This window comes from Wenjunlia vitaminophila DSM 41686, assembly GCF_000380165.1.
Taxonomy (GTDB): domain Bacteria; phylum Actinomycetota; class Actinomycetes; order Streptomycetales; family Streptomycetaceae; genus Wenjunlia; species Wenjunlia vitaminophila.
The window spans coordinates 14,280-38,497 of the sequence record NZ_KB904670.1; the positions used below are offsets into that span (position 1 = coordinate 14,280).

At 71.5% G+C, this 24,218-nt stretch carries 24 protein-coding genes; 14 read left to right on the forward strand and 10 right to left on the reverse strand.

Features of this window, described 5'->3' with window-relative positions:
* Window positions 1–19: 19 nt before the first annotated feature.
* Window positions 20–433, reverse strand: coding sequence for a Fur family transcriptional regulator (locus A3IG_RS0114500; RefSeq protein ID WP_018384294.1), 414 nt, complete (start codon window positions 431–433; stop codon window positions 20–22).
* 139 nt (window positions 434–572) lie between these two features.
* On the opposite strand from A3IG_RS0114500, the gene A3IG_RS0114505 reads away from it, so the two are divergent.
* Window positions 573–2,045, forward strand: coding sequence for a catalase (locus tag A3IG_RS0114505; protein ID WP_018384295.1), 1,473 nt, complete (start codon window positions 573–575; stop codon window positions 2,043–2,045).
* A 183-nt stretch (window positions 2,046–2,228) separates the two neighbouring features.
* Here A3IG_RS0114505 and A3IG_RS0114510 read toward each other — a convergent pair whose 3' ends face one another.
* Both A3IG_RS0114510 and hisN read right to left on the reverse strand, forming a co-directional pair.
* Window positions 2,229–2,639: a CBS domain-containing protein gene (locus A3IG_RS0114510; RefSeq protein WP_018384296.1), complete on the reverse strand. Its 411-nt coding sequence runs from the start codon at window positions 2,637–2,639 to the stop codon at window positions 2,229–2,231.
* 159 nt (window positions 2,640–2,798) lie between these two features.
* Window positions 2,799–3,590 (reverse strand): histidinol-phosphatase, encoded by a 792-nt coding sequence (gene hisN, locus A3IG_RS0114515; protein WP_018384297.1) that lies wholly within the window; start codon window positions 3,588–3,590, stop codon window positions 2,799–2,801.
* A gap of 150 nt (window positions 3,591–3,740) precedes the next feature.
* On the opposite strand from hisN, the gene A3IG_RS0114520 reads away from it, so the two are divergent.
* Window positions 3,741–4,334, forward strand: coding sequence for a TetR/AcrR family transcriptional regulator (locus A3IG_RS0114520; RefSeq protein ID WP_026220268.1), 594 nt, complete (start codon window positions 3,741–3,743; stop codon window positions 4,332–4,334).
* A 10-nt stretch (window positions 4,335–4,344) separates the two neighbouring features.
* A complete protein-coding gene (locus tag A3IG_RS0114525) occupies window positions 4,345–4,833 on the forward strand; it encodes a MarR family winged helix-turn-helix transcriptional regulator (RefSeq protein WP_018384299.1) in 489 nt (162 codons plus the stop codon).
* Between the two features lie 63 nt (window positions 4,834–4,896).
* Here the strand turns inward: A3IG_RS0114525 and A3IG_RS0114530 are convergent, their stop codons facing one another.
* From A3IG_RS0114530 to A3IG_RS0114545, 4 genes are all read right to left on the reverse strand, one after another.
* On the reverse strand, window positions 4,897–5,220 hold the full coding sequence (locus A3IG_RS0114530) for a DMT family transporter (protein ID WP_018384300.1): 324 nt from the start codon (window positions 5,218–5,220) through the stop codon (window positions 4,897–4,899).
* A gap of 116 nt (window positions 5,221–5,336) precedes the next feature.
* Window positions 5,337–6,344, reverse strand: coding sequence for a ribosome small subunit-dependent GTPase A (gene rsgA / locus A3IG_RS0114535; RefSeq protein WP_018384301.1), 1,008 nt, complete (start codon window positions 6,342–6,344; stop codon window positions 5,337–5,339).
* 10 nt (window positions 6,345–6,354) lie between these two features.
* On the reverse strand, window positions 6,355–7,713 hold the full coding sequence (gene aroA / locus A3IG_RS0114540) for a 3-phosphoshikimate 1-carboxyvinyltransferase (RefSeq protein WP_018384302.1): 1,359 nt from the start codon (window positions 7,711–7,713) through the stop codon (window positions 6,355–6,357).
* A gap of 193 nt (window positions 7,714–7,906) precedes the next feature.
* Window positions 7,907–8,620, reverse strand: a complete 714-nt coding sequence (locus tag A3IG_RS0114545) for a M50 family metallopeptidase (protein WP_026220269.1) — start codon at window positions 8,618–8,620, stop codon at window positions 7,907–7,909.
* Window positions 8,621–8,745: 125 nt separating this feature from the next.
* On the opposite strand from A3IG_RS0114545, the gene A3IG_RS0114550 reads away from it, so the two are divergent.
* From A3IG_RS0114550 to def, 6 genes are all read left to right on the forward strand, one after another.
* Window positions 8,746–9,660, forward strand: coding sequence for an SOS response-associated peptidase (locus tag A3IG_RS0114550; protein WP_026220270.1), 915 nt, complete (start codon window positions 8,746–8,748; stop codon window positions 9,658–9,660).
* A 4-nt stretch (window positions 9,661–9,664) separates the two neighbouring features.
* Window positions 9,665–10,390 carry an alpha/beta hydrolase family protein gene (locus A3IG_RS0114555; RefSeq protein ID WP_018384305.1) on the forward strand — a complete coding sequence of 242 codons (726 nt, stop codon included), beginning with the start codon at window positions 9,665–9,667 and terminating at the stop codon, window positions 10,388–10,390.
* A gap of 246 nt (window positions 10,391–10,636) precedes the next feature.
* On the forward strand, window positions 10,637–11,332 hold the full coding sequence (locus A3IG_RS0114560) for a sigma-70 family RNA polymerase sigma factor (protein ID WP_040911502.1): 696 nt from the start codon (window positions 10,637–10,639) through the stop codon (window positions 11,330–11,332).
* On the forward strand, window positions 11,329–11,694 hold the full coding sequence (gene rsrA / locus A3IG_RS29780) for a mycothiol system anti-sigma-R factor (RefSeq protein ID WP_018384307.1): 366 nt from the start codon (window positions 11,329–11,331) through the stop codon (window positions 11,692–11,694). The genes A3IG_RS0114560 and rsrA overlap by 4 nt, the downstream gene beginning before the upstream one ends.
* Before the next feature lie 524 nt (window positions 11,695–12,218).
* Entirely contained in the window at window positions 12,219–13,211 is a 993-nt protein-coding gene (locus A3IG_RS0114575) for a tetratricopeptide repeat protein (RefSeq protein WP_018384309.1), read from the forward strand.
* A 100-nt stretch (window positions 13,212–13,311) separates the two neighbouring features.
* Window positions 13,312–13,941, forward strand: coding sequence for a peptide deformylase (gene def / locus A3IG_RS0114580; RefSeq protein ID WP_018384310.1), 630 nt, complete (start codon window positions 13,312–13,314; stop codon window positions 13,939–13,941).
* Between the two features lie 81 nt (window positions 13,942–14,022).
* Here def and A3IG_RS0114585 read toward each other — a convergent pair whose 3' ends face one another.
* From A3IG_RS0114585 to A3IG_RS0114595, 3 genes are all read right to left on the reverse strand, one after another.
* Window positions 14,023–14,220, reverse strand: coding sequence for a YbdD/YjiX family protein (locus A3IG_RS0114585; RefSeq protein WP_026220271.1), 198 nt, complete (start codon window positions 14,218–14,220; stop codon window positions 14,023–14,025).
* 50 nt (window positions 14,221–14,270) lie between these two features.
* A complete protein-coding gene (locus tag A3IG_RS0114590; protein ID WP_051087505.1) occupies window positions 14,271–16,430 on the reverse strand; it encodes a carbon starvation CstA family protein in 2,160 nt (719 codons plus the stop codon).
* Between the two features lie 153 nt (window positions 16,431–16,583).
* The gene (locus tag A3IG_RS0114595) at window positions 16,584–17,351 is read right to left on the reverse strand and encodes a GntR family transcriptional regulator (RefSeq protein ID WP_018384313.1); all 768 of its coding nucleotides are present in this window, start codon (window positions 17,349–17,351) and stop codon (window positions 16,584–16,586) included.
* Between the two features lie 358 nt (window positions 17,352–17,709).
* Here A3IG_RS0114595 and A3IG_RS0114600 point away from each other — a divergent pair, with 358 nt between their 5' ends.
* From A3IG_RS0114600 to A3IG_RS0114620, 5 genes are all read left to right on the forward strand, one after another.
* On the forward strand, window positions 17,710–19,008 hold the full coding sequence (locus A3IG_RS0114600; protein ID WP_026220272.1) for an extracellular solute-binding protein: 1,299 nt from the start codon (window positions 17,710–17,712) through the stop codon (window positions 19,006–19,008).
* 198 nt (window positions 19,009–19,206) lie between these two features.
* Window positions 19,207–20,223 (forward strand): carbohydrate ABC transporter permease, encoded by a 1,017-nt coding sequence (locus A3IG_RS0114605; RefSeq protein WP_018384315.1) that lies wholly within the window; start codon window positions 19,207–19,209, stop codon window positions 20,221–20,223.
* Entirely contained in the window at window positions 20,220–21,050 is an 831-nt protein-coding gene (locus tag A3IG_RS0114610) for a carbohydrate ABC transporter permease (RefSeq protein ID WP_018384316.1), read from the forward strand. The genes A3IG_RS0114605 and A3IG_RS0114610 overlap by 4 nt, the downstream gene beginning before the upstream one ends.
* A gap of 6 nt (window positions 21,051–21,056) precedes the next feature.
* Window positions 21,057–22,637: a glycoside hydrolase family 3 protein gene (locus A3IG_RS0114615; RefSeq protein ID WP_018384317.1), complete on the forward strand. Its 1,581-nt coding sequence runs from the start codon at window positions 21,057–21,059 to the stop codon at window positions 22,635–22,637.
* A 61-nt stretch (window positions 22,638–22,698) separates the two neighbouring features.
* Window positions 22,699–23,781 carry an SIS domain-containing protein gene (locus tag A3IG_RS0114620; protein ID WP_018384318.1) on the forward strand — a complete coding sequence of 361 codons (1,083 nt, stop codon included), beginning with the start codon at window positions 22,699–22,701 and terminating at the stop codon, window positions 23,779–23,781.
* Window positions 23,782–24,218 lie beyond the last annotated feature (437 nt).

Below are 24,218 nucleotides of genomic sequence, written 5' to 3' on the forward strand. Positions count from 1 at the left end.
GCGGAGCTCGGGCCGGGGGTCAGCCCCGGCAGGACGGGCACAGCCCCCGGTAGGTCACCTCGACCTGGGAGACGGCGAAGCCGAACCGCTCGTCGTCCGGCAGGTCCGCCAGCGGGTTGCCGCGAGGCTGCACGTCGCGGATGGTTCCGCACCGGGAGCAGATCAGGTGCTGGTGCGGGCGGTGGGCGTTGGGGTCGTAGCGCTTGGCCCGACCGTCGGTGCTGACCTCCAGGACCTCACCGATGCTGACGAGCTCGCCCAGGGTGTTGTAGACGGTGGCTCTGCTGATCTCCGGGAGCCGCTCCACCGCGTGGGCGTGCACTTCGTCCGCCGTGTAGTGCACGTGGTCCCCACTGAGGACCTCGGCGATGATCCGCCGCTGGGCGGTGAGCCGCCAACCGCGCTCGCGAAGTCGTTCCAGCAGGTCGGTCATGCGTTCCAGCCTAACAGCGTTTGGGTGATCTAGGCCTGATGTGGTATGGGATTGGTTCTGGTATTGACTTGGACATTGTCCATTGTAGGATCTCATCTGCCGTTGGCCAAGAGAACCAGGGAAGGTCAGGGAGGCGCACGTGACGGTGCAGGAAGACAAGGCGGCGGGAGCGCTCACCACAGAGGCGGGCGCGCCGGTTGCCGACAACCAGAACAGCGAAAGCGCGGGCATCGGCGGTCCGGTCCTGGTCCAGGACCAGCTCCTGCTGGAGAAGCTCGCCCACTTCAACCGTGAGCGCATCCCGGAGCGGGTGGTGCACGCCCGCGGCGCGGGCGCCTACGGCACCTTCACGGTGACGGCGGACGTGACCAAGTACACGCGCGCCAAGTTCCTCTCCGAGATCGGCAAGCAGACCGAGGTCTTCCTGCGCTTCTCCACGGTGGCGGGCAACCTCGGTGCCGCGGACGCGGTGCGTGACCCGCGTGGCTTCGCGCTGAAGTTCTACACCGAAGAGGGCAACTACGACCTCGTCGGCAACAACACGCCGGTGTTCTTCATCAAGGACGCCATCAAGTTCCCCGACTTCATCCACACCCAGAAGCGCGACCCGTACACCGGTTCGCAGGAGCCGGACAACGTCTGGGACTTCTGGGGACTGAGCCCGGAGTCCACCCACCAGGTGACCTGGCTGTTCGGTGACCGGGGCATCCCGGCCTCGTACCGTCACATGAACGGCTACGGCTCGCACACCTTCCAGTGGAACAACGAGGCGGGCGAGGTCTTCTGGGTCAAGTACCACTTCAAGACCGACCAGGGCATCAAGAACCTGACGGCCGAGGAGGCGGCGAAGCTCGCCGGCGAGGACCCGGACAGCCACCAGCGGGACCTGCGCCAGGCCATCGAGCGCGGCGAGTACCCGTCCTGGACGGTCCAGGTCCAGATCATGCCGGCGGCCGAGGCGGCGAACTACCGCTTCAACCCGTTCGACCTGACCAAGGTCTGGCCGCACGCGGACTACCCGCCCATCGAGATCGGCAAGCTCGAGCTCAACCGCAACCCGGAGAACATCTTCGCCGAGGTCGAGCAGTCGATCTTCTCCCCGGCGCACTTCGTCCCCGGCATCGGGCCCTCCCCGGACAAGATGCTCCAGGGCCGGCTGTTCGGCTACGGCGACGCGCACCGGTACCGCGTGGGCATCAACGCCGACCACCTGCCGGTGAACCGCCCGCACGCCACCGAGGCGCGCACCTACAGCCGGGACGGCTTCAACTACGACGGCCGGCACGGCGGGTCGAAGAACTACGAGCCGAACAGCTTCGGCGGCCCGGCCCAGACCGGCCGCCCGCTGTGGCAGCCGATCCCGGTCACCGGGGTCACCGGTGACCACGTCGCTCCCTCGCACGCCGAGGACAACGACTTCGTCCAGGCCGGCAACCTGTACCGGCTGATGTCGGAGGAGGAGAAGGAGCGCCTGGTCGCCAACCTGGCGGGGTCCATCTCCCAGGTCTCCCGGGACGACATCGCCGAGCGGGCCATCAACAACTTCCGCCAGGCCGACGCCGACTTCGGCAAGCGCCTCGAGGAGGCGGTGCGCACGCTCCGCTCCGCCTGACGCCCGAGGCCGAGTGGCGACCGCGGTGCCGCCAGGAGCAGCGCCGCGGTCGCCCGCCGGTCCGCGTCACGGCTGGGTGTGCCTCCGGCCGACGGCGTGGCAGGAGGTTGGTCGGGGGGCGGGTCCCACGTCGGACCCGCCCCCCGGCCGCTGTGCTCCCGGACGGCGCGGGCGGGGCTGCGTTCAGACGACCACGGCGGTGACCGGCTGGCCTGGGCGCTGGTGGTCGGTCCAGCAGCGGATGATGTCGCGGACCGAGACGATGCCCGCGGGACTGTCCTCCTCCAGCACCACCAGGTGCCGGAAACCCCCGTGCATCATGGCGCTCGCGGCGCTCTCCAGCGTCCACTCGGGGACGGCGAAGACCACCTCGGTGGTGACGTGGGAGCCGGCGACCTCCCGGTCCGGGTCCTGGCCCCGGCCGACCGAGGTCAGGACGTCGCGTTCGGTCAGGATTCCTATCCCACAGGTGTCGGGATCGAGCACGACGGCCGCACCGACCCGGCGGGCCGCCATCAGGCAGGCCGCCTGTCGCAGGGTGTGCGTCGGGCCGATGGTCAGCACCACCGTGCTCATGGCGTCGCGGACGAGCATGGGCTGGGCCACCTCCTGCGGCTGGGGAGAGCCCTCGATCTCCCTGTGACGCGGGCCCTTCCCATTGGCACATGCCGCATTGAGAAGCCGTTCACAAGTTCACAAGGGCAGGGATTTCCCATGTTCACACGCCCGCTGGACGGCAACAAGGCCCTGGGCTCAGTTCAGGAAGGTCAGCAACTCCTTGTGGAGCAGGCCGTTGGAGGCGGCGGCGTTGCTGCCCCCCGGGCCCGGAACACCGTCGAGGTCGGTGAAGAGCCCGCCTGCCTCGGTGACCACCACCGAAGGGGCGGCCATGTCCCACAGGGAGAGCTCCGGCTCCGCGCAGATGTCCACCGAGCCCTCCGCGACCATCATGTACGGCCAGAAGTCGCCGTACCCGCGGGTGCGCCAACAGGCCCGGCTGAGGTCCAGGAAACCGCCCAGTCGGCCCTGTTCCTCCCAGCCGCTGATCGAGGAGTACGCGAAGGAGGCGTCCTCGATCCTGCTCACCCTGGACACCCCCAGACGGCTGGCCGAGGCCAGGCTGCGGCCGGTGAACGCGCCCGAGCCCAGGGAGGCCCACCAGCGGCGGCCCAGCGCCGGGGCTGAGACCAGGCCGACCACTCCCTGAAGACCGCCCTGGGCAGGGACCAACAGCGAGATGAGGGTGGCCCACACGGGCACCCCGCGAACGTAGTTCTTGGTGCCGTCGATCGGGTCGATGACCCAGCGCCGGGCCCCCTGGCCCCGGCTGCCGAACTCCTCCCCGAGCACCGCGTCGCGGGGCCTGGCCCGCTGCAACGCGCTGCGGATCAGCTCCTCAGCCGTGCGGTCGGCCTCGGTGACCGGCGTCATGTCCGGCTTGGTCTCGACCTTCAGGTCGGTGGCCCGGAAGCGCTCCATGGTGGCGGCGTCGGCCACGTCCGCCAGCACATGGGCGAGGCGCAGATCATCGTCGTAGTCCGGCATGAGGCGAACAGTAGCGACAGGTCAGGCACCCGGCCACCAGGGTGGGCCGGTAGGGGGAGTACCTGCCAGTCGGTCGATTAACCCTTGACGGAGCCTGGCGTCGCGTCAAATTCTGTTTCGAACGGCCTTGCGTGAGCGCTGGAGATGACCATGCCTACTGCACGCGAGACACTCTTGGACTCCGCCCTGTCCGCGTTGGCCCAGCGGCCCTGGTCGGCGGTGCGGATGGTCGAGGTGGCCCAGTCAGCCGGGGTGTCCCGGCAGACCCTCTACAACGAGTTCGGCAGCAAGGACGGCCTTGCCAGGGCCCTGACCCGGCGTGAGGTGGACACCTTCCTCACCGGGGTGGACCTGGCCCTGGCCGGCGCGGAGCGGTCCGGAGCCGACGCGGGCGACTGCTTCGCCGCGGCGGCCGAGTGGACCCTGCGCAACGTACAGAGCAACCCGCTGGTGCGCTCGGTGCTCACCGGGGGCCGGGAGGACCGGCTCACCCTGGTTCCGGGGACGGTCCCGCTGGGCCCCACCGACATGGTGGCGGCGTTACGCAACCGCGCCGTCGGAGCCCTCGAGCACGGGTTCCCCACCCTGGAACTCGCCGAGATCGGTTCCGTCTGCGAGGCCGCCGTCCGGCTCACCGTCTCCTACGCGGTGGCCCCGGCGGGGACCATGGACGAGGCGTGCGCGGCGGTCGCGGGACTGGTCCGCGGCCTGCTCTGGCAGGGGTGGTGCGATGACGGGACGTAGTGTGTCCCCCATGGCGAAGGCACAGGACCAGCGTGACGGCAGGGACGTGTCGGACGACGAGTTGATCACTTGGTGGGGGCTGACGGTGGAGGCGTTCACCCGCACCTCCCGGCTGGCCGTCGCTGACCTCGGGGTGGACGTCTCGGTGCCCGGGCCGTGGTTCGACGTGCTGCTGCGCCTGCTGCGGACGCCGGGACACCGGATGACCATGACCCGCCTCGCCCACGAGGTGTCGCTCACCTCCGGCGGGTTCACCAAGTGCGCGGACCGCCTGGTCGCCGCGGGACTGATAGAGCGCCAGGGCTCCCCGGAGGACCGGCGGATCACCTATGTGGCGCTCACCGAGGAGGGGCTCGCCACGGCGCGCGAGGCGAGGTCGTGGCACGTCCGGTCGTTGCGGCGGTTCTTCCTCGAGCCGCTGGGGACGAAGGACGCGGAGCGGCTCGCCGAGTTGATGCGCAGGCTCAGGGACGCCAACACCCCGCCGGCGCCCTCCTGAGACGCCGGGGCCCCGAAGGCCGGGACACCCAGCCCGCGGACCCGCTCGGCGGGCGGGCCGGGCTCAGTGCGTCGAACCGCTCAACTGCAGGCCGATGACCCCGATGATGACCAGGCTGATGGAAATGATCTTCAGGACGGAGACCACGTCGTTGAGGAACACCATGCCGTAGATGGCGGTGCCGGTGGCTCCGATCCCGGTCCACACCGCGTAGGCGGGCCCCACGTCGAGCTTCTTCAGGGACAGGGTGAGGAGCCCGAAGCTGGCCAGCGCGAAGCTGGCGAAGGCGATGGTGGGCCAGAGACGGGTGAAGCCGTGGGAGAGCTTGAGGCAGACGGCGAAGCCGGTCTCGAAGACTCCGGCGACCACCACGAGCAGCCATGCCATCGGTCGGGCCTTTCGCATCGGGACTGAAGTGCAATGGAATCGCAAAGCCTAACGATGATCACACGGAAACCGGCGTGCGCGCCCGCCCCGGGAGCGGGTTCTTCCCTGACGCCGGGTCAGTCGCCGTCGCGACGCTCCCGGGTGGCCAGCAGCCGACGCAGGGACTCCAACCGGGTCGGTTCGGCGTGCCCCTCGGCCACCCACTGGTCCAGTGCGCAGTCGGGCTCGTCGTGGCTGCACGACCGGGGGCAGTTGGCGGTGCCCGGCTCCAGGTCGGGGAACGCGTGGACCAGCGTTGCGGGCTCCACGTGGTGCAGGCCGAAGGAGCGCACGCCAGGGGTGTCGATCACCCAGCCGGAGTCGTCGGGCAGGGCCAGCGCCAGCGCCGACGTGGTGGTGTGTCGGCCCCGCCCGGTGACCACGTTGACGGCCCCGGTGGCCCGCTGGGTCCCGCCCGGCACCAGTGCGTTGACCAGTGTGGTCTTGCCCACCCCCGAGTGGCCGACGAACACCGTGACCCGGCCGGTCAGCCGCTCGAGCACCGCCTGGGCGCCACCGGTCCCCAGGGTGTCGCGACGGGTCACCACGTGGGCCACCCCCAGCGGCGCGTAGGTGCGCAGCAGCGGTTCTGCCGGGGCGAGGTCCGCCTTGGTGAGCACGAGCAGCGGCTCCAGACCGGCGTCGTAGGCGGCGACCAGGCAGCGGTCGATCAGCCGGGGGCGTGGCTCGGGGTCGGCCAGCGCGGTGACCACGGCGAGCTGGTCGGCGTTGGCCACCACCACCCGCTCGTACGGGTCGTCGTCGTCCGCGGTGCGGCGCAGCACCGAGTCCCGGGGGTGCACCCGCACGATCCTGGCCAGCGAACCCTCGCTGCCGGAGAGGTCGCCGACCAGACCGACCCGGTCGCCGACCACCACTCCCTTGCGGCCCAGCTCCCTGGCCTTCATGGCCGTGATCTGCCGCCCCCCGACCAGACAGGTGCACCGCCCCCGGTCCACGGTGACCACGAACCCCTCGGCCGCGTCCTCGTGCTTGGGGCGGTTGCGGGTGCGCGGGCGGCTCCCCCGACGTCCCGGTCGTACCCGGACGTCCTCCTCGTCGCTCTCCGGCCCGTAGCGTCTCATGGTGCGGACTTCACGCCCCGGGGGTGGCGGGAGAGCCGCTCCGCTCGAGCATGGCGACCCACAGGTCGGGGAACTCCGGGAGGGTCTTGGCGGTGGTCGCCACGTTCTCCACCTCCACGCCGGGTACGACCAGGCCGAGCACCGCCGCGGCGGTGGCGAGCCGGTGGTCCTCGTAGGTGTGGAAGACCCCGCCGCGCAGCGGGCGGGGCCTGATGCGCAGGCCGTCAGCGGTCTCGGCGACGTCGCCGCCGAGCTCGTTGAGCTCCTTGGCGAGGGCGGCGAGCCGGTCGGTCTCGTGCATCCGCAGGTGGGCGATGCCGGTCAGCTCGGACGGGGAGTCGGCGAGCGCGGCGACCGCCGCGATCACCGGTGTCAGCTCGCCGACCTCGTGCAGGTCCGCCTCGATGCCGTGCACCCGCCCGCTGCCGGTGAACCGCAGGCCCTGCTCGGTCAGGGCGCAGGCGCCGCCCATCCGCGTGAAGACGTCCCGCAGCGCGTCGCCCGGCTGGGTGGTGTGGGCCGGCCAGTCGGGGATGGTCACCCGACCACCGGTCACCAGGGCGGCGGCCAGGAACGGCGCCGCGTTGGACAGGTCGGGCTCCACCACCAGGTCGCGGCCGAGCAACGCGGAGGGGGCCACCCGCCACACGTCGGGCTCGCCCCCGGACTCGGGGGTGTCCACCTTGGCGCCGGCCGCCCGCAGCATCTCCACGGTCATCCGGATGTGCGGCAGCGACGGCACCGGGCCGCCCACGTGCCGCACCTCCACGCCCTGGTTGAACCGCGGCGCGCTGAGCAGCAGGGCGCTGACGAACTGGGACGAGGAGGAGGCGTCCACCTCCACCGAGCCCCCGTCCACCGCGCCGCCGCCGTGCACGGTCAGCGGGAAGGTGCCCCGGCCCTCGTCCTCGATCCGGGCGCCGAGGCCGCGGAGGGCGTTGATCACTCCGTGCTGGGGGCGTTCCCTGGCCCGGGGGTCGCCGTCGAAGTGCACGGGGCCGTCGGCGAGCGCGGCCACCGGGGGCAGGAACCGCATCACCGTGCCGGCGTTGCCGACGTCCACGCGGGCCGGTCCGTGCAGTGCGGCGGGGATCACCCGCCAGGCGTCGCCGGGGCCGGCTCCCGCGCCGCTCGCGCTGTTGGGCACCGTCTCGATCCCGACGCCGAGATCCGCCAGGCCCTGGGCCATCAGCAGGGTGTCGCGGCTGCGCAGCGGCCGGCGCACCCAACCGGGTTCCGCGGCGAGCGCGGCCAGGACCAGAGCGCGGTTGGTGATCGACTTGGAACCGGGCACGATGACGGTCGCGTCCACGGGGTCGGACGCGATCGGAGCGGGCCAGTGCGGGTTGTGCGCGGGGATGCCGGTCATGTGCCACCACCTTAGTACCCCTCGGTAGGGGAAAAATCGGGAGGAATACGGCTATTGCCGCTTGGGGCTGCCGCGGTGGCCGTGGTTGGTCCGGACCCGCCGGGCAGCACTCACCTGGTCTACCACTGCTGTGTCTCCGGTACGCAACGAGCCGCGCGGCCCGACGCCCCGCCCAGCCGCCCGCGTCCCAGTGTCAGAGGCCCAGCAGCCAGCGTCCCCCGCCCAGCAGGCAGACCACGGCCACCGCGGCGAACGTCGCCACCCACACCCCGCCCGGCACGTGGGTCAGCCGACCCAACTGGTCGGCGTCGGAGTCCGTGGCCTGCCCCTGGCCGCGCTTGCGCTGGAGCTCGTGGACCGGCCGGGCACCGGCGAGCAGGAGGAACCACACGGCCGCGTAGCCGAACGCGGCCTGCACCCGGTCCGCCCCCAGCCAGGAGACCAGGAAGAACACCGTCCCGGTGAGCACCACGACCAGCGCTCCGTACGCGTTGCGGATCATCACCAGCATCCCCGCGAGCAGCCCGATCGCGGTCCACAGCAGCGCGGTGACGTGCCCCGACGCCAGCAGCCAGGCCCCGCCGAGACCGAGCAGCGGCGGCGCGGTGTACCCGGCCGCGGCGGTGAGGATCATGCCGAGCCCGGTAGGCCGGCCGCGGGAGACGGTGAGCCCCGAGGTGTCCGAGTGCAGGCGTATGCCCTCCAGCCGTCGGCCGCTGAGCAGCGCCACCAGGGCGTGGCCGCCCTCGTGGGCGATGGTCACCACGTTGCGGCTGACCCGCCACAGGCCGTTGGGCACGATGGCCCCCATGGCGATCAGGGCGGTGGCCATGACCAGCCAGGAGGGGGGGTCGGGCTGGGTGCCGACGACGCGGTCCCAAAGCTCGGAGATGCTCGTGGTTTCCATGGCCACCGTGTTATCACCCGCCTGGCCCCCCGCGGGACCGGCGGAGTGGAACGTCACTCCCGGTTCCGGCGGGAAGATCGTCGGACGATCGACGTCCGGCCGGAGTTTTTGGCAGGGTGGCTCCCATGTGCGGTCGTTATGTGGCAAGCCGTGGGCCGGAGGAGCTCGGGACCCTCTTCGACGTCGCGTTCCGGGCTCCGGAGGAGACCCTGGAACCGGACTGGAACGTCGCGCCCACCAAGAACGTCTGGGCCGTGCTCGAGCGGCCCCTGAAGGCCCCGGGCGCGACGTCCGACCCGGTCCGCCAGCTCCGGGTGCTCCGCTGGGGGCTGGTGCCGTCGTGGGCCAAGGGCCCGGAGTCGGCGGCGAAGATGATCAACGCGCGGGCGGAGACGGTCCACGAGAAGCCGTCGTTCCGACGCGCCTTCGCCACCCGGCGCTGCCTGGTGCCCGCCGACGGCTACTACGAGTGGCACACCGAGCCCGACGAGTTCGCCCACGAGCAGCGCGGCGCCCGCAAACGGGCCCGCAAGCAGCCCTACTTCATCACCCCGGCGGACGGTTCGGTCATGGCCATGGCCGCGATCTACGAGTTCTGGCGGGACCGGACGCTCCCTGACGACCACCCCCGGGCGTGGTGGTCCACCTGCGCGGTGCTGACCGTCGAGGCGGAGACCGAGCCGTTCGCCGGCGCGGAGCCCGCCCCCGGAGAGGGCACCGGCGCCGTTCCAGGGCCCCGAGACCCCGATCACCAGGACGCCGACCACGGTGACACCCCTCGGGCGGGCGCGGCCCCGGGCGCCCCGCGCTCCCTCGCCGACATCCACCCGAGGATGCCGCTGACCATCCCCCAGGACCGCTGGGCGGAGTGGCTGGACCCGGCCAACGACGACCCGGAGGCCCTGCGCGAACTCCTGGTCCCGCCCCCACCCGGGCTGATGCGGGCCTACCCGGTGTCCACCGAGGTCAGCCAGGTGCGGAACAACACGCCCGAGTTGATCGAGCCGCTTGCCCAGCGCACGGTGGAGACGCTGTTCTGATCCCGTGACCGCACTCGACCCCCCACGACTCGTCCCCACCCCCGCGGGCGACGCCCGGATCACCTCCGCCCCCGCGTCAGACGCCCGCGCCGTGCTGGCCCTCGGCCACGGGGCCGGAGGCGGCGTCGAAAGCCGTGACCTGCGGGCGCTGGCCGCCGCCCTGCCGGCGCACGGGGTGACGGTGGCCCTGGTGGAACAGCCCTGGCGGGTGGCGGGGAGGAAGCTGGCCCCGGCGCCGAAGACGCTGGACGCCGGGTGGACGGCGGTGTGGGGCGCGCTGCGTGCCCAGGGGCTGCCGGTGGTCGCCGGAGGGCGCAGCGCCGGGGCCCGGGTGGCCTGCCGGACCGCGCGGGAGCTGGGCGCGGTCGCGGTGCTGGCCCTCGCCTTCCCGCTGCACCCGCCGGGCCGGCCGGAGCGCAGCCGGGCCGGGGAACTGGCCGCCGCCGGGCTGCCGACCCTGGTGGTGCAGGGCGGGAACGACCCGTTCGGGCGTCCCGAGGAGTTCGTGGCGGAGTTCCCCGGGGAGTTCTCCGAGCGGCCCTCCCCGGGGCCGGGGCCGGGCGCCGGGGGAGCCGCCGGCGGCGTCGCGGAGCGGGAGCTGTTGGCGGTGCCGCACGCCGATCACGCCTTCGCCGTGCCCAAACGGGCGCCGCTGGACGAGGCCGCGGCCCTGCGGGTGGTCACCGACGGGGTGGCCGACTGGCTGGAAAGGGTCCTCCGGGGCGTCTGACCTGGTTGGGCGCGGCCCGGGAATGCCGCCGGGGGGCGTGGCGTTCTCCGGCTGTCGGCTCGTCGTCGTTCCCGGAAGGCCCCCTGGATGGTTTCTGCACCTTGCCAGCCACGCGCGCAGGTCTCACCCCTGACCTGGACCCAGTGGTCCGCCACCGGGCGGTCAACGGTGGGCGACCTGACCGCACGGCCTATATCCTCCGATTCGAGCGGACCCGTGAGGGGTTCCGGTTCGGTGATCGAGGAGGTGGGTCCGGTCGTAGGGACCGACGACAGCACGCAGGCCGAGGAGTCCTCCGTCGAGCGGAACGCCCGTTTCGAGCGGGACGCCCTCGGCTTTCTCGACCAGATGTACTCCGCCGCGCTGCGCATGACGCGCAACCCCGCCGACGCGGAGGACCTGGTGCAGGAGACCTACGCCAAGGCGTACGGCTCGTTCCACCAGTTCCGCGAGGGCACCAACCTCAAGGCGTGGCTCTACCGCATCCTCACCAACACCTTCATCAACTCGTACCGCAAGAAGCAGCGCGAACCCCAGCGCAGCGCCGCCGAGGAGATCGAGGACTGGCAGCTCGCACGGGCCGAGTCGCACATGTCCACGGGACTGCGCTCGGCCGAGTCGCAGGCCCTGGACCACCTTCCGGACTCCGACGTGAAGGAGGCGCTCCAGGCCATCCCGGAGGAGTTCCGGATAGCGGTGTACCTCGCCGACGTGGAGGGCTTTGCGTACAAGGAGATCGCCGACATCATGGGGACACCCATCGGTACGGTGATGTCCCGGCTGCACCGTGGGCGACGCCAGCTCCGCGGCATGCTGGAGGACTACGCCCGCGAACGCGGACTGGTCCCCTCGGACAATGGCGGGCGGGAGCCGGCGGGCCCGCGGGTGGGGGTGGCCGCGGGCGGACCCCCACCGCACGACCGGAAGGGCTCGGGCACATGAGCTGCGGAGATCCGCACGAGACAGAGTGCGCCGAGGTACTCGACCACCTCTACGAGTACCTGGACAACGAGATGTCCGACGATGAGCGCGCCAAGTTCCGGGAGCACTTCGACGAGTGCCACCCCTGCCTGGAGATGTACGGCCTAGAGCAGGCCGTCAAGAAACTGGTCAAGCGGTGCTGCGGTTCCGACCAGGTGCCGCAGGACCTGCGGAGCAAGGTGATGGGCCGGATCGACGCCATCCGGTCTGGTCAGACGGCCGGCGCCGGCTCGTCGAGGGACGAGGAGGACCCGGCCTGCCAGCCGGAGGCCGCCGCGGCCCAGCCCGACCGGAAGCCCGCGGCGGGCCAGGCCCCGGCCTGAGGAGCGCCGTCGCCCCACCACCACGCCGGCGTGGCCCCGCGCCACCCGGATTCTCACCCTCGGTAACCACGTGCGTGCCACGGCCCCGGAGCCCGTCTCCGGGGCCGACGTGTGTGCGGGCACAACCCGGGGAACCCGGCACAACCTGTGGACAACGCCGTAGGTGAGGAGCGCCGGTGGAGCCGGCCGTGGTTGGATGCGCTCACAGGCATCGCGCGGGGGACGCGGGGCAGGCCGGAGAAGAGGTCGGTGGACAGCAGTGGCAAGCGAGGTGGACCGCCAGGCAGCGGTGGGACCGCACGGCTCCGGTGACCCGCTGGTGACCCCGTGGACGACCGGCGCGGCCGGGTTCCGAGCACGCGGCCGGAGCCCCGGAGCCGGCGGCGAGCCGGGGTCGGCCCGGAACGACGTCGTCCAGGACGGGGATGTTCTGGCCGTCACCGGCTAGGGCAGCATCCCAGTAGCAGTCTCAGCCCGTACCGGCGGCATCGACCGGCGGTACCCGTACCCAGCCAGGCGGAATCGTGAGGATCTTCGGCAGAGCACGGCACCGGCCGTCCGCCACGTGGCGGCAGGCCACCGACCGCGCCTTCACGCTGATCCGCGACGGACGGTACGAGGACGCGGGCGCCCTGCTCACCCGCGCCGCCGACCTGGAGCCGTGGCTCTCGGAGTCCTGGTTCAACCTCGCCCTGCTGCACAAGTTCCGGCACGACTGGGAGCAGGCCCGCGCCGCCGGGCTGCGGGCGGTGGCCCTGCTCGACCGCGGCACCGGGGCACCCGACTGGTGGAACCTGGGCATCGCCGCGACCGCGTTGCAGGACTGGCCGCTGGCCCGCCGCGCCTGGCAGGCGTACGGGCTGCGGCTGCCGGACCAGGTCGGCGGGGAGGGGGCCGCCGTTGACGCCCCGCTCCAGGCGCCGTTGGGCAGCGCGGCGGTGCGGCTCTCCCCGGAGGGGGAGTCCGAGGTGGTCTGGGGGCGCCGGCTCGACCCGGCGCGGACCGAGGTCCTGAGCATCCCGCTGCCGTCCTCCGGCCGGCGCTGGGGCGAGGTGGTGCTGCACGACGGGGTTCCGCACGGGGAGCGGGTGGTCAGCCGGGGCGCGGTCTACCCGGTCTTCGACGAGATCGAGCTGTGGGCGCCCTCCCCCGTCCCCACCTACCTCGTGCTGCTGGAGGCCGCGACCCGGGAGGACCGGGACGCCATGGAGCGGTTGGCGGCCGACGCCGGCTACGCCGCGGAGGACTGGTCCTCCTCGGTGCGGCTGCTCTGCCGGACGTGTTCGGAGAGCCGGATGCCCGCCGACGACCGGCACTTCGAGCACCACGACCCCCACGACCAGGGCGAGCCGGGGCACCCCGGCCGGCTGAGCCACCGCAGCGCCAGCGGGCCCTGGGTTCCGGAGCGGGAGTGCGGCATCGCCGCCCCGGCGGGCCTGGTCCGCGGGCTGCTGGACGGCTGGGTCGCGGACAGCCCGGACAGCAGGGCCTACCGGGACCTGGAAGAGGTCTGCTGACCCGCGGCCCCTTTGGGACACCGGCCCCCTGCCGCCGTACCCTGGACGACGACATCGTCACCTTGGGTAGAAGAAGACGCAGGAAGGCCTGACCGAGACCATGGCGCAGCAGGAGCAGGACGAGACCGTCGAGTCGCGGTTCGTCGACGACACGACCGGTGCCGAGGAACTGGTGGCGGCCCACCGCGCCCGCGGCACGGCGCGGCCCATCACGGTGGTCGGCAACCCCGTGCTGCACCGGCCGTGCCGGACGGTCGAGACGTTCGACGACGAGTTGGCCGTGCTCATCGACGACATGTTCAAGAGCATGGAGGCCGCCGAGGGGGTGGGCCTCGCGGCCAATCAGATCGGTGTGGACCAGCGGGTCTTCGTCTACGACTGCATGGACGACGACGGGGTGCGGCACGCCGGCCACGTGATCAACCCGGTGCTGGAGGAGCTGGACCCGGCGCTTCGGGTGCTGGACGACTCGAACGAGGGCTGCCTGTCCGTTCCGACCGCCTACGCCCCCCTGGCCCGTCCCAACTACGCGGTCGTGCGCGGCCAGGACGTGCGGGGCAAGGACATCGTCGTCGAGGGCAGTGGGTACTTCGCCCGCTGCCTCCAGCACGAGACCGACCACCTCAACGGGTACCTCTACATCGACCGCCTCTCCAAGCGCGAACGCAAGGACGCCCTGCGCCAGATGGCCGAGGGCACCCCGCGCTACGCCACGGTGCCCAACGACTGATCCGCGGCGGGGCCCGGCGCGGGCCGGAGCGGACGTGGGGTGGGCCTCGGTGGCCCACCCCACGTTGTGTGTCCGCCGGGTTCAGCAGCAGCGGAAGCCCTTGCGCGGGTCGGCTTCCCGTTCGTCGGTCCGGTTGCGTTCGAAGTCGCGGCGGGAGAGCACCGGGGCCTGGGGGTCGCACGCGCGGGCGTGCGCGACGTAACGGTCGTAGACCGAGTCGCCGGCGACCTCGCGCACGTACCAGCGGACCCAGCGCGCCGCCCGCAGCAGTCGGCTCAGCGCGGTGCGGGGCAGGGAGGGCCGGGCGGCGAGCCCGTCACCGACGGCGGTCACGCGGGGCCGTCCCTGCGGATGCCCCCGTCGCTGCCGAGGCCGGCGGCGACGAGTTCGGCCTTCTCCTCCTTGGTGGCCAGCAGGCCGGCGGGGGCGACGAGTTTGGACTCCACGTAGGGAGTTTCCTTGAGCTGGGTGGAGGCGGGGTCGCGGATGGCCTTCACACAGATCCGGGTCGCGTCCAGGATGACGATGATGATCAGCAACGCGAAGATGACGGAGAGCACGCCGTCCACCGTGGCGTTGGTGACCACGGTGTGCATGTCGTCCATGTCCTTGGCCGGTGGCAGCACCTTGCCGGCGTCGATGGCGTCCTGGAACTGGTCACGCCGGGCGAAGAAGCCCACCGCGACGTCGTCGGAGAAGATCTTCTGCCAGCTCGCGGTGAGGGTGACCGCGACGTCCCAGGCCAGGGGGATGCCGGTGATCCAGGCCCACTTCAGTCGTCCCGACTTGATCAGCAGGGTGGTGGCGACGGTGAGGGCGACCGCGGCGAGGAGCTGGTTGGCGATGCCGAACAGCGGGAAGAGCTGGTTGATGCCGCCCAGCGGGTCGTGGACGCCGACCCACAGGAAGTAGCCCCAGGAGCCCACGACCACCGCGCTGGCCAGCCACAGGCCCGGCTTCCAGCTCACGTCGCGGAACGGCTTGTAGACGTTGCCCATCAGGTCCTGGAGCATGAACCGGCCGACCCGGGTGCCGGCGTCCACCGTGGTGAGGATGAACAACGCCTCGAACATGATGGCGAAGTGGTACCAGAACGCCTTGCCGCCGCCGCCGAACGCGTCGGAGAAGATCTCTGAGAGCCCGATCGCGAAGGTGGGCGCGCCGCCCGTCCTGGACAACAGGCTCTCCTCCTCGACGGCGTGCGCCGCCGCCTGGAGCTGTTCCGGGGTGATGCTGAAGCCGAGGCTGGCCACGGCGTCGGACGCGGCCTGCACGTTGTCCCCGACGAACCCCGCGGGGGCGTTCATCGCGAAGTAGAGGCCCGGGTCGATGATGGTGGCGCAGATCAGCGCGCACACGGCGACGAACGACTCCATGAGCATGGAGCCGTAGCCGATCATCCGCACCTGGGTCTCCTTCTGGATCATCTTCGGGGTGGTTCCCGAGGAGACCAGGGCGTGGAAGCCGGAGAGCGCGCCGCAGGCGATGGTGATGAACACGAACGGGAACAGCGACCCGGCGAAGACCGGACCGTCCCCCCGGGAGGCGAAGTCGGTGACGGCCTCCGCCTTCATCGTCGGCAGGGCGATCAGCACGCCGATCGCCAACAGCCCGATGGTGCCCGCCTTCATGAACGTGGACAGGTAGTCGCGGGGTGCCAGCAGCATCCACACCGGCAGCACCGAGGCGACGAAGCCGTAGATGATCATCCAGACGGTGAGCGCGCCCGGGCTCAGGGTGAACGCGTCGGCCCACGAGGACTCGGCGACCCAGTTGCCCGAGATGATGGCGAGCAGCAGCAGGGCCAGCCCGATCAGGGATATCTCGGTGACCCGGCCGGGGCGCAGCACCCGCAGGTAGAAGCCCATGAACAGGGCGATCGGGATGGTCATCGAGATGGAGAAGGTGCCCCACGCGGAGTCCGCGAGGGCGTTGACGACCACCAGCGCGAGCACCGCCAGCAGAATGATCATGATCAGGAAGACCGCGATCAGGGCGGCGACGCCACCGACGACGCCGATCTCGTCCCTCGCCATCTGGCCGAGGGACTTGCCGTCCCGGCGCATGGAGAAGAACAGCGTGACCATGTCCTGCACGGCGCCCGCGAAGATGACCCCGACGATGATCCAGATGGTGCCCGGCAGGTACCCCATCTGGGCCGCGAGCACCGGGCCGACCAGGGGCCCGGCGCCCGCGATGGCCGCGAAGTGGTGGCCGACCAGCACCCGTCGGTCGGTCGGGTGGAAGTCCACGCCGTTGTCGAGCCGTTCGGCCGGGGTGGCCCGGGTCTTGTCCACCTTGAGCACCCGGTGGGCGATGAACCGGGCGTAGAACCGGTACGCGATGGCGTACGAGCCCAGGGCCGCGGCCACCAGCCAGGCGGCCGACACCTCCTCGCCCCGGGACACGGCCAGTACCGCCCAGCCGGCGGCGCCGACGAGGGCGACCACCGTCCAGATGGCTATTGTGTGTGGTTTGACGCTCCGCACTGTGCCCGTCCTCCGTTCGCGTGCTGCTCCCAGCCCTGCCCTGTTTGGTGCCTACACGGATGGACGGAATGTAGAGCAGGGGCCGGACGACCGTCAGCACCAGCGCATAACGATGCGGGCGCGGACCGCGCACTCGAGTGGGGCTCCTCCGTTTCAGTCGCCGGGGCGCTGGAGCCGTGCGACGAATTTGTACCGATCGCCCCGGTACACCGAGCGAACCCACTCCACTGGCTCTCCGGTGGTGTCCAGCGAGTGCCGAGACAGCAGCAGCATCGGCAGACCGACGTCGGTGCCGAGCAGCCCGGCCTCCCTCGGGGTGGCCAGCGAGGTCTCGATGGTCTCCTCGGCCTCGGCCAGCCGCACCCCGTAGACCTCGGCGAGCGCCGCGTACAGCGAGTTGTGCCGGACCAGGTTGCGGCGCAGGGCCGGGAAGCGCTTGGCGGACAGGTGGGTGGTCTCGATCGCCATGGGCTCGGAGTTGGCCAGGCGCAGCCGCTCGATCCGCAGCACCCTGCCACCGGGCCGGATGTCCAGCAGGCCGGCGAGCCGGTCGTCCGCCGTGACGTAACCGATGTCCAGCAGTTGGGACGTGGGCTCCAGTCCCTGGGCCCGCATGTCCTCGGTGTAGGAGGTGAGCTGGAGGGCCTGGGCCACCTTGGGCTTGGCGACGAAGGTGCCCTTGCCCTGGATGCGTTCGAGTCGGCCCTCCACCACCAGTTCCTGGAGCGCCTGCCGGACGGTGGTGCGGGAGGTGTCGAACTCCGCGGCCAGGGCGCGCTCCGGGGGTACCGGGGTGCCCGGGGGGAGGGTCTGGGTCATCTCCAGCAGGTGTCGCTTGAGCCGGTAGTACTTGGGCACGCGCGGGACGCGCCCGTTGCCGTTGGTGGTGTCCGCCGCGCTGGTGCCCGCCTCGCCCGCCATCGTTGCCGGTTCCTCCTGTCGGTGGGGCCGTGTTCGACCCTTCTCCGGTCGGGTGCCGTTGGTTGATCAGTCACTTGTCCCCGCCCGGCCTTGGTCGGGTAAGTCCTTCCGACTGCTGCGCCCCACATCGTGGCACGGCCGGTGCCGGGTGGGGTGACCCCGTTCAGATGTCGGTCCGGTAACGGACACGTCGGGTGGAACGCCAACTCTTGACACCTGTAAAGGTCTAGGCCAAGCTCTCGATCACTGGTCTAAACCATTTCACCACATCCCAGGCCGCGGTCGACGTCCGCCGGCATCCGTGGAGCGCCCGAAGGCGCCAATCAGGGGGGTGGGGGCAGTTCACTGGAGGGTTGGCGTGAAGCGCAAGCGCAGCGCTGTGGTCGCTGGTGTAGTAATTATGGCACTTTCAGTAGGTTTGTCGGCCTGTGGCTCCGATGGTGACGGGGACGGTGACTCCGCCTCCGAGCCCGCGAAACCCGAGGACTTCGCGGGCAAGACCCTGACGGTCTGGTTCATGGACGGGTCCAACCCGGACCAGTGGACGAAGGACATCACCGCCGAGTTCGAGAAGAAGACCGGCGCCAAGCTCAAGATCGAAGTCCAGCAGTGGAACGGCATCCAGCAGAAGCTGACCACCGCCCTGTCCGAGTCGAGCCCGCCGGACGTCTTCGAGATCGGCAACACCCAGACCCCGTCCTACGCGGTCACCGGCGGCCTCGCCGACCTCACGGAGATCAAGGACGACCTCGGTGCCGGCCAGTGGACCGAGTCCCTGAGCGAGTCCACGGTCTACGAGGGCAAGCAGTACGCGGCGCCGTGGTACTTCGCCAACCGCATGGTGATCTACAACAAGGACATCTGGCGCCAGGCCGGGATCAAGGGGACGCCCAAGACCCGGGACGAGTTCTACGCCGCCCTCGACAAGATCAAGAAGATTGGCAAGGAGCCTCTCTACCTTCCCGGCCAGAACTGGTACGTCTTCGACGGCCTGATCATCGAGAAGGAAGCCGACCTGGTCAGGAAGGACGGCGACACGTGGGTCAGCAACCTCGGCGACCCCAAGGTCGGCGAGGCCATGGAGGTCTACCGCAAGCTCCAGTCCTACAGCAAGGCGCCCAAGGACAAGGACGAGGCGACCCCGCAGCAGAACGAGGTGTTCGCCAAGGGCGACGTCGGGGCCTTCATCGGCATGGGCTGGGAGGCCAACACGGCCATCGAGGCCAACCCCGCGCTGAAGGAGAAACTGGGCTACTTCACGCTGCCCGGTGAGACCGCCGACAAGCCGGCCGGCGTCTTCGTCGGCGGCTCCAACCTCGCCGTCGCGCACAACAGCAAGAACCCGGAACTCGCCCGCGAATTCCTGAAGCTCGCGGTGTCCAACACCTTCGAGAGCGCCCTGGCCAAGGAGAACGCGGTCATCCCGAACACGTCGTCGCTGAACTACGTGCTGGACGGCAACCCGGCGGCCAAGGCCGCGGCCCCGGCGGTCCCGTTCGGCGGCACCACCCCACTGATCCCCCAGTGGGCCGCGGTGGAGAACGAGCCGAACCCGATCAAGTCGTACATGACCGCCGTGCTCAACGGAAAGTCCCACGAGGAAGCGGCCAAGGACGTCGAGGACGAGATCAACAAGCGCCTCAGCCAGCAGCAGTGAGACGTCGCGGACCGGGGAGGCCGACGCCCCCCGGTCCGCGGTGCCGCGCCTCCGCCCACGGGCGAACGACCCACGGGCGAACGACCCACGGGCGAACGACCCGCGGGCGAACGACTCCACCCATCAGACAGCCCCTCGCCGAGCACACCGGTGCGGCCGGGGCACCGACGTTTCCTCCGGGAGTGGTGAACACAGACCATGGCGGTGCAGCCAGAACAGGTGACGCGCGGCCCCGGTGGTGGGGCCGGCGTGGCGGGAGGCCCCCCGCCGACCGGTCACCGCGCCCGCCGGCGGCGCGGCACCGGCCCCGTCCGACGCCGGCACACCGCGCTGGACCGCGGCCTCCCCTACCTCCTGCTGCTCCCCGCCACCGCGGTGACGGTGCTCCTGCTGGGCTGGCCCCTGCTGGAGAACGTCCTGCTGTCGTTCCAGAACCTCAACGCCCGGCAGTTGATCCAGCACCTGACCGAGTGGAACGGCGTCGACAACTACCGCGGGACCCTGACCAACGAGGACTTCTGGCGGGTCACCGGCAGGACCGTCGCCTTCACCGCCGTCAACGTGGCCGCCATCATGGTCTTCGGCGCCCTGGTCGGGCTGCTCCTCAACCGGCTGGGCAAGGGGATGCGGCTGCTGCTCTCCCTCGGCCTCGTCCTGGCCTGGGCGATGCCGGTGGTCGCCGCGACCACCGTCTACCAGTGGCTCTTCGACACCCGGTACGGCGTCGTCAACTGGTCGCTGGACGCCCTGGGGTGGCACTCCATGGCCGAGTACAACTGGTTCGGCGGCCAGTACTCCACCTTCTTCGTGATCACGCTGCTGATCGTCTGGTACTCGGTGCCGTTCGTGGCGTTCAACCTCTACGCCGCCCTGACCACCATCCCCGCCGAGCTCTACGAGGCCGCCCGGATGGACGGCGCCGGGGCCTGGAAGGTGTTCTCCCACGTGGTGCTGCCGATCCTCCGGCCGTTCTTCCTGGCCACCACGTTCCTCGAGGTCATCTGGGTGTTCAAGGCGTTCACCCAGGTGTACGCGATCAACCACGGCGGGCCCGACCGGCTCACCGAGACACTGCCGGTCTACGCCTTCGTCGAGGGCGTGGGCAACCAGCACTACGGCATGGGCGCGGCGATCTCCGTGCTCACCATCGTGGTGCTGCTGGTGCTGATGTCCTCCTACTTCCGTGTCGTCGCCCAGCAGAAGGACGAGCTGTGAGGCGTTCCCTGTTCAGCCGCGCCTGGCCCAACGTGGTCGCGGTCCTGCTCTTCGTGTTCTTCGCCTTCCCCGTCTACTGGATGGCCTCCACGGCGTTCAAGCCGAGGGGCGACATCATCGCGGACACGCCGGTCTTCGTGCCGCTCGACGCGACGCTGCACAACTTCGACACGGCGGTCTCGGCGGACCACTTCTGGACCCTGGTGCGGAACTCCCTCACCGTCACCATCGGCGCGGTGGTGCTCTCCCTGGTCATCGCGCTGTCCGCGTCGTTCGCCCTGGCCCGGATGCGGTTCCGCGGGCGCGGCGGGGTGCTGGTGACCGTGATGCTGGCGCAGATGGCCCCGTGGGAGGTCATGGTCATCGCGATGTACATGATCGTAAGGGACCAGGACATGCTCAACAGCCTGGTACCGCTGACCCTCTTCTACATGGTCATGGTCCTGCCGTTCACCGTCTGGACGCTGCGCGGCTTCATCGCCGCGGTGCCCAGGGAACTGGAGGAGTCGGCGATGGTGGACGGGTGCGGGCGCACCCAGGCGTTCCTCCGGGTGGTCTTCCCGCTGCTCGCCCCCGGTCTGATGTCCACCTCGCTGTTCGGCTTCATCACGGCCTGGAACGAGTACCCGCTGGTGCTGATCCTCAACAAGCAGGCCGACAAGCAGACGCTCCCGCTGTGGCTCACCCAGTTCCAAACCGCGTTCGGTGACGACTGGGGTGCCACCATGGCGGCGTCCACCCTGTTCGCCATCCCGGTCCTGCTCGTCTTCCTGGTCCTCCAACGCAAGGCCGTCGGCGGTCTCACCGCCGGCGCAGTGAAAGGCTGATCGCTCATGGAACCCGGTTCCCTGGGAGCACCCGGGTCCGTCACCCGACCGGCCCGCCGGTCGGGTGACGGGCTCACCGCCGACGCCCTCGCCGTCCTCCAACCCGGCTTCGACGGCACCACCCCACCCGACTGGCTGTGCCGCAGGCTCGCCGAGGGCCTGGGATCAGTTGCCCTGTTCGCCCGGAACGTCCGGGACCCCGAGCAACTCGCCGCGCTCACCGGGCGGCTGCGCCGGGAACGCCCCGAGGTGCTGGTCGCCATCGACGAGGAGGGCGGGGACGTGACCCGCCTCGAGGCCCGACAGGGCTCCTCCTTCCCCGGGAACCTCGCCCTCGGCGCGGTGGACGACCCCGAGCTGACCCGGTCCGTCGCCCGTGAACTGGGCCGTGCCCTGGCGAGCTGCGGGGTCAACCTCAACTGGGCGCCGTCGGCCGACGTCAACTCGGACCCGCGCAACCCCGTCATCGGGGTGCGCTCGTTCGGCTCGGAACCCGAACTGGTCGCCCGGCACACCGCCGCCTACGTCACCGGCATCCAGCAGGCCGGGGTCGCCGCCTGCGCCAAGCACTTCCCCGGGCACGGGGACACCACCGTGGACTCCCACCACGCGCTGCCCACCATCGACGTGGACCAGGACCTGCTCGCCGCCCGGGAGCTGCTGCCCTTCCGCGCGGCGCTCGCCGCGGGCAGCAAGGCCGTGATGAGCGCGCACATCGTGGTCCCCGCGCTGGACCCGGACCGCCCGGCGACACTCAGCCCCTCGGTGCTCACCGGGCTGCTGCGCGCCCCGGTGGAGGCCGGCGGGCTCGGCTACGACGGGCTCGTGGTCACCGACGGCCTCGAGATGGACGCCATCTCCGGCACCTACGGCCTCGAGCGGGGCGCGGTACTGGCCGTCGCCGCCGGTGCCGACGCCATCTGTGTCGGCGGCGGCCTCACCGACGAGGAGACGGTGCTGCGGCTGCGCGACGCGCTGGTGGACGCGGTCCGGTCGGGGGAACTGCCCGAGGCCCGGCTGGCCGACGCCGCGGCCCGGGTGCGGGCCCTGGGGGAGTGGACCACCGGTCAGGCCCCCGCCGTCCGCGACGGGGTGGTGCCGGACCTGGCCGTGGGGCTCGCCGCGGCCCGCCGCGCGGTGCGTGTCACCCCGGGCGAGGGCGCCTTCGAACCCGTCTCCGCCCCGCCGCACGTCGCCGCGCTCACTCCGGTGGCCAACGTCGCGGTGGGCGAGCAGACCCCGTGGGGGCTCGCCGCGGAGCTGGACCGGATGCTGCCCGGCACCACGGTGGACACCGTTCGTGCCGCTGAGGCCACCTCGGGGGATCTGCCGGCAATCATGGCAAATGTGCTTGCCAGGGCCAGGGACCGTAGGATCATCGTGGCGGTGCGCGACGTGCACCGGCACCCCTGGATGGCCGCCACGCTCGACGGTTTGGTGACTGCCCGCCCCGACGCGATCGTCGTCGAGATGGGAGTCCCGCAGGCGCACCCGGTGGGGGCCCTGCACATCGCCACCCACGGCGCCGCCCGTGTGTGCGGGCGGGCAGCCGCGGAGGTCATCGTCGGCGAGGGAACGGGGCGCTGAGCGCGGCCCGGCGGCCGGCGCCGCCCCCCGCGCCACCACACCGAGCCATGGAGGCCCCAGCATGACCGCCGTCAGTCCGACCCCCTCCGCCCCCCAGGGCGAAGACCCCCAGCCGGGCCGGATCATGTCCGGGGAGATGGCCGAGCAGCCAGCCGTGCTGCAACGCATCCTCGACACCGGGGCCCCCCGGATCCACGAGGTGGCCACCGCCATAGCCGCCCGCAACCCCCGGTTCGTCCTGCTCACCGCCCGCGGCACCTCGGACAACGCCGCCCTCTACACCAAGTACCTGATCGAGGTCGTGCTGGGGCTGCCGGCCGGACTGACCTCGATGTCCACCACCACCGCCTACGGCGCCGAGCAGGACCTGCGGGACTGCCTGGTGATCAGCGTCAGCCAGTCCGGCGGCTCCCCGGACCTGCTGGCCTCCACCCAGGCCGCCCGGAAGGCCGGCGCGATCACCCTGGCGGTCACCAACAACCCGGACTCGCCGCTGGCCGAGGCGGCCGAGTTCCACATCGACGTGCTCGCCGGGCCGGAGAAGGCCCTCCCGGCGACCAAGACCTACACCGCCGAGCTGCTGGCCCTGTACCTGTTCGTGCAGGGGATGCGGGGAAGTGACGGCACCGCGGCCAAGGCGCTTCCGGAACTCGCCGCGGGCGTGCTGTCCCGGCGGGACGAGGTGCGCGAGCTGGCCCAGCGCTACCGCTTCGCCCAGCGGCTGGTGATCACGTCCCGCGGCTACGGCTACCCCACCGCCCGGGAGGCCGCCCTGAAGCTGATGGAGACCACTTACATCCCGGCCACCCCCTTCTCGGGGGCGGACCTGCTGCACGGCCCGCTGGCGATGGTGGACAACGTCTCCCCGGTCATCGCCATCGTCCCCGAGGGGCGTGCCGGTACGGCCCTCCAACCCGTCCTCGACCGCCTCCGCGGGCGCGGCGCCGACCTGGTGGTGGTCGGGCAGCGGGAACAGGTCGCGGCGGCGAGCGGCGGCTTCGTGCTCCCCTCCGGCGTCGCCGAGGAGGTGCAGCCGGTCCTGGAGATCCTGCCGCTCCAGCAACTCGCCTACGAGGTGACGGTCGCCCGTGGCCAGGACCCCGACGCCCCCCGCGCACTGGCCAAGGTCACCGAGACCCACTGACGCCGAGCGTTCGCGCCCGTCCCCGGCACACCCCAGCGGGTGGGCACCGGGGACGGGCTCGAACGTTTCGGGGGCCACCACGGGTCCCGCGGCACGACGCCCCGCCCCGGGAACGGTCGCGGGCACGACAAAGGCCCGCCCCTGGGGGCGGTGAAGCACGATGAACGGCCCGCCCCTGGGAACGCTCGCGGGCACGGCGATGGCCCGCCCCTGGGACGGTCGCGGGCAACGGCGATGGCCCGCCCCTGGGGCGGTCGCAGGCACGGCGATGGCCCGCCCCTGGGGCGGTGGGCGGGGAGACGGGTGGGCGGGCGAACTACGGGCCGCGGCGCCGGAGCAGGACCCTCAACCTGCCCGGCACCGCAGCCCGGAGCCGACGCCGGCCGCCGCGTCCGCGGGGTGTGCGGGCCCCGCGGCGCGTGTGCGACCGACTGGGG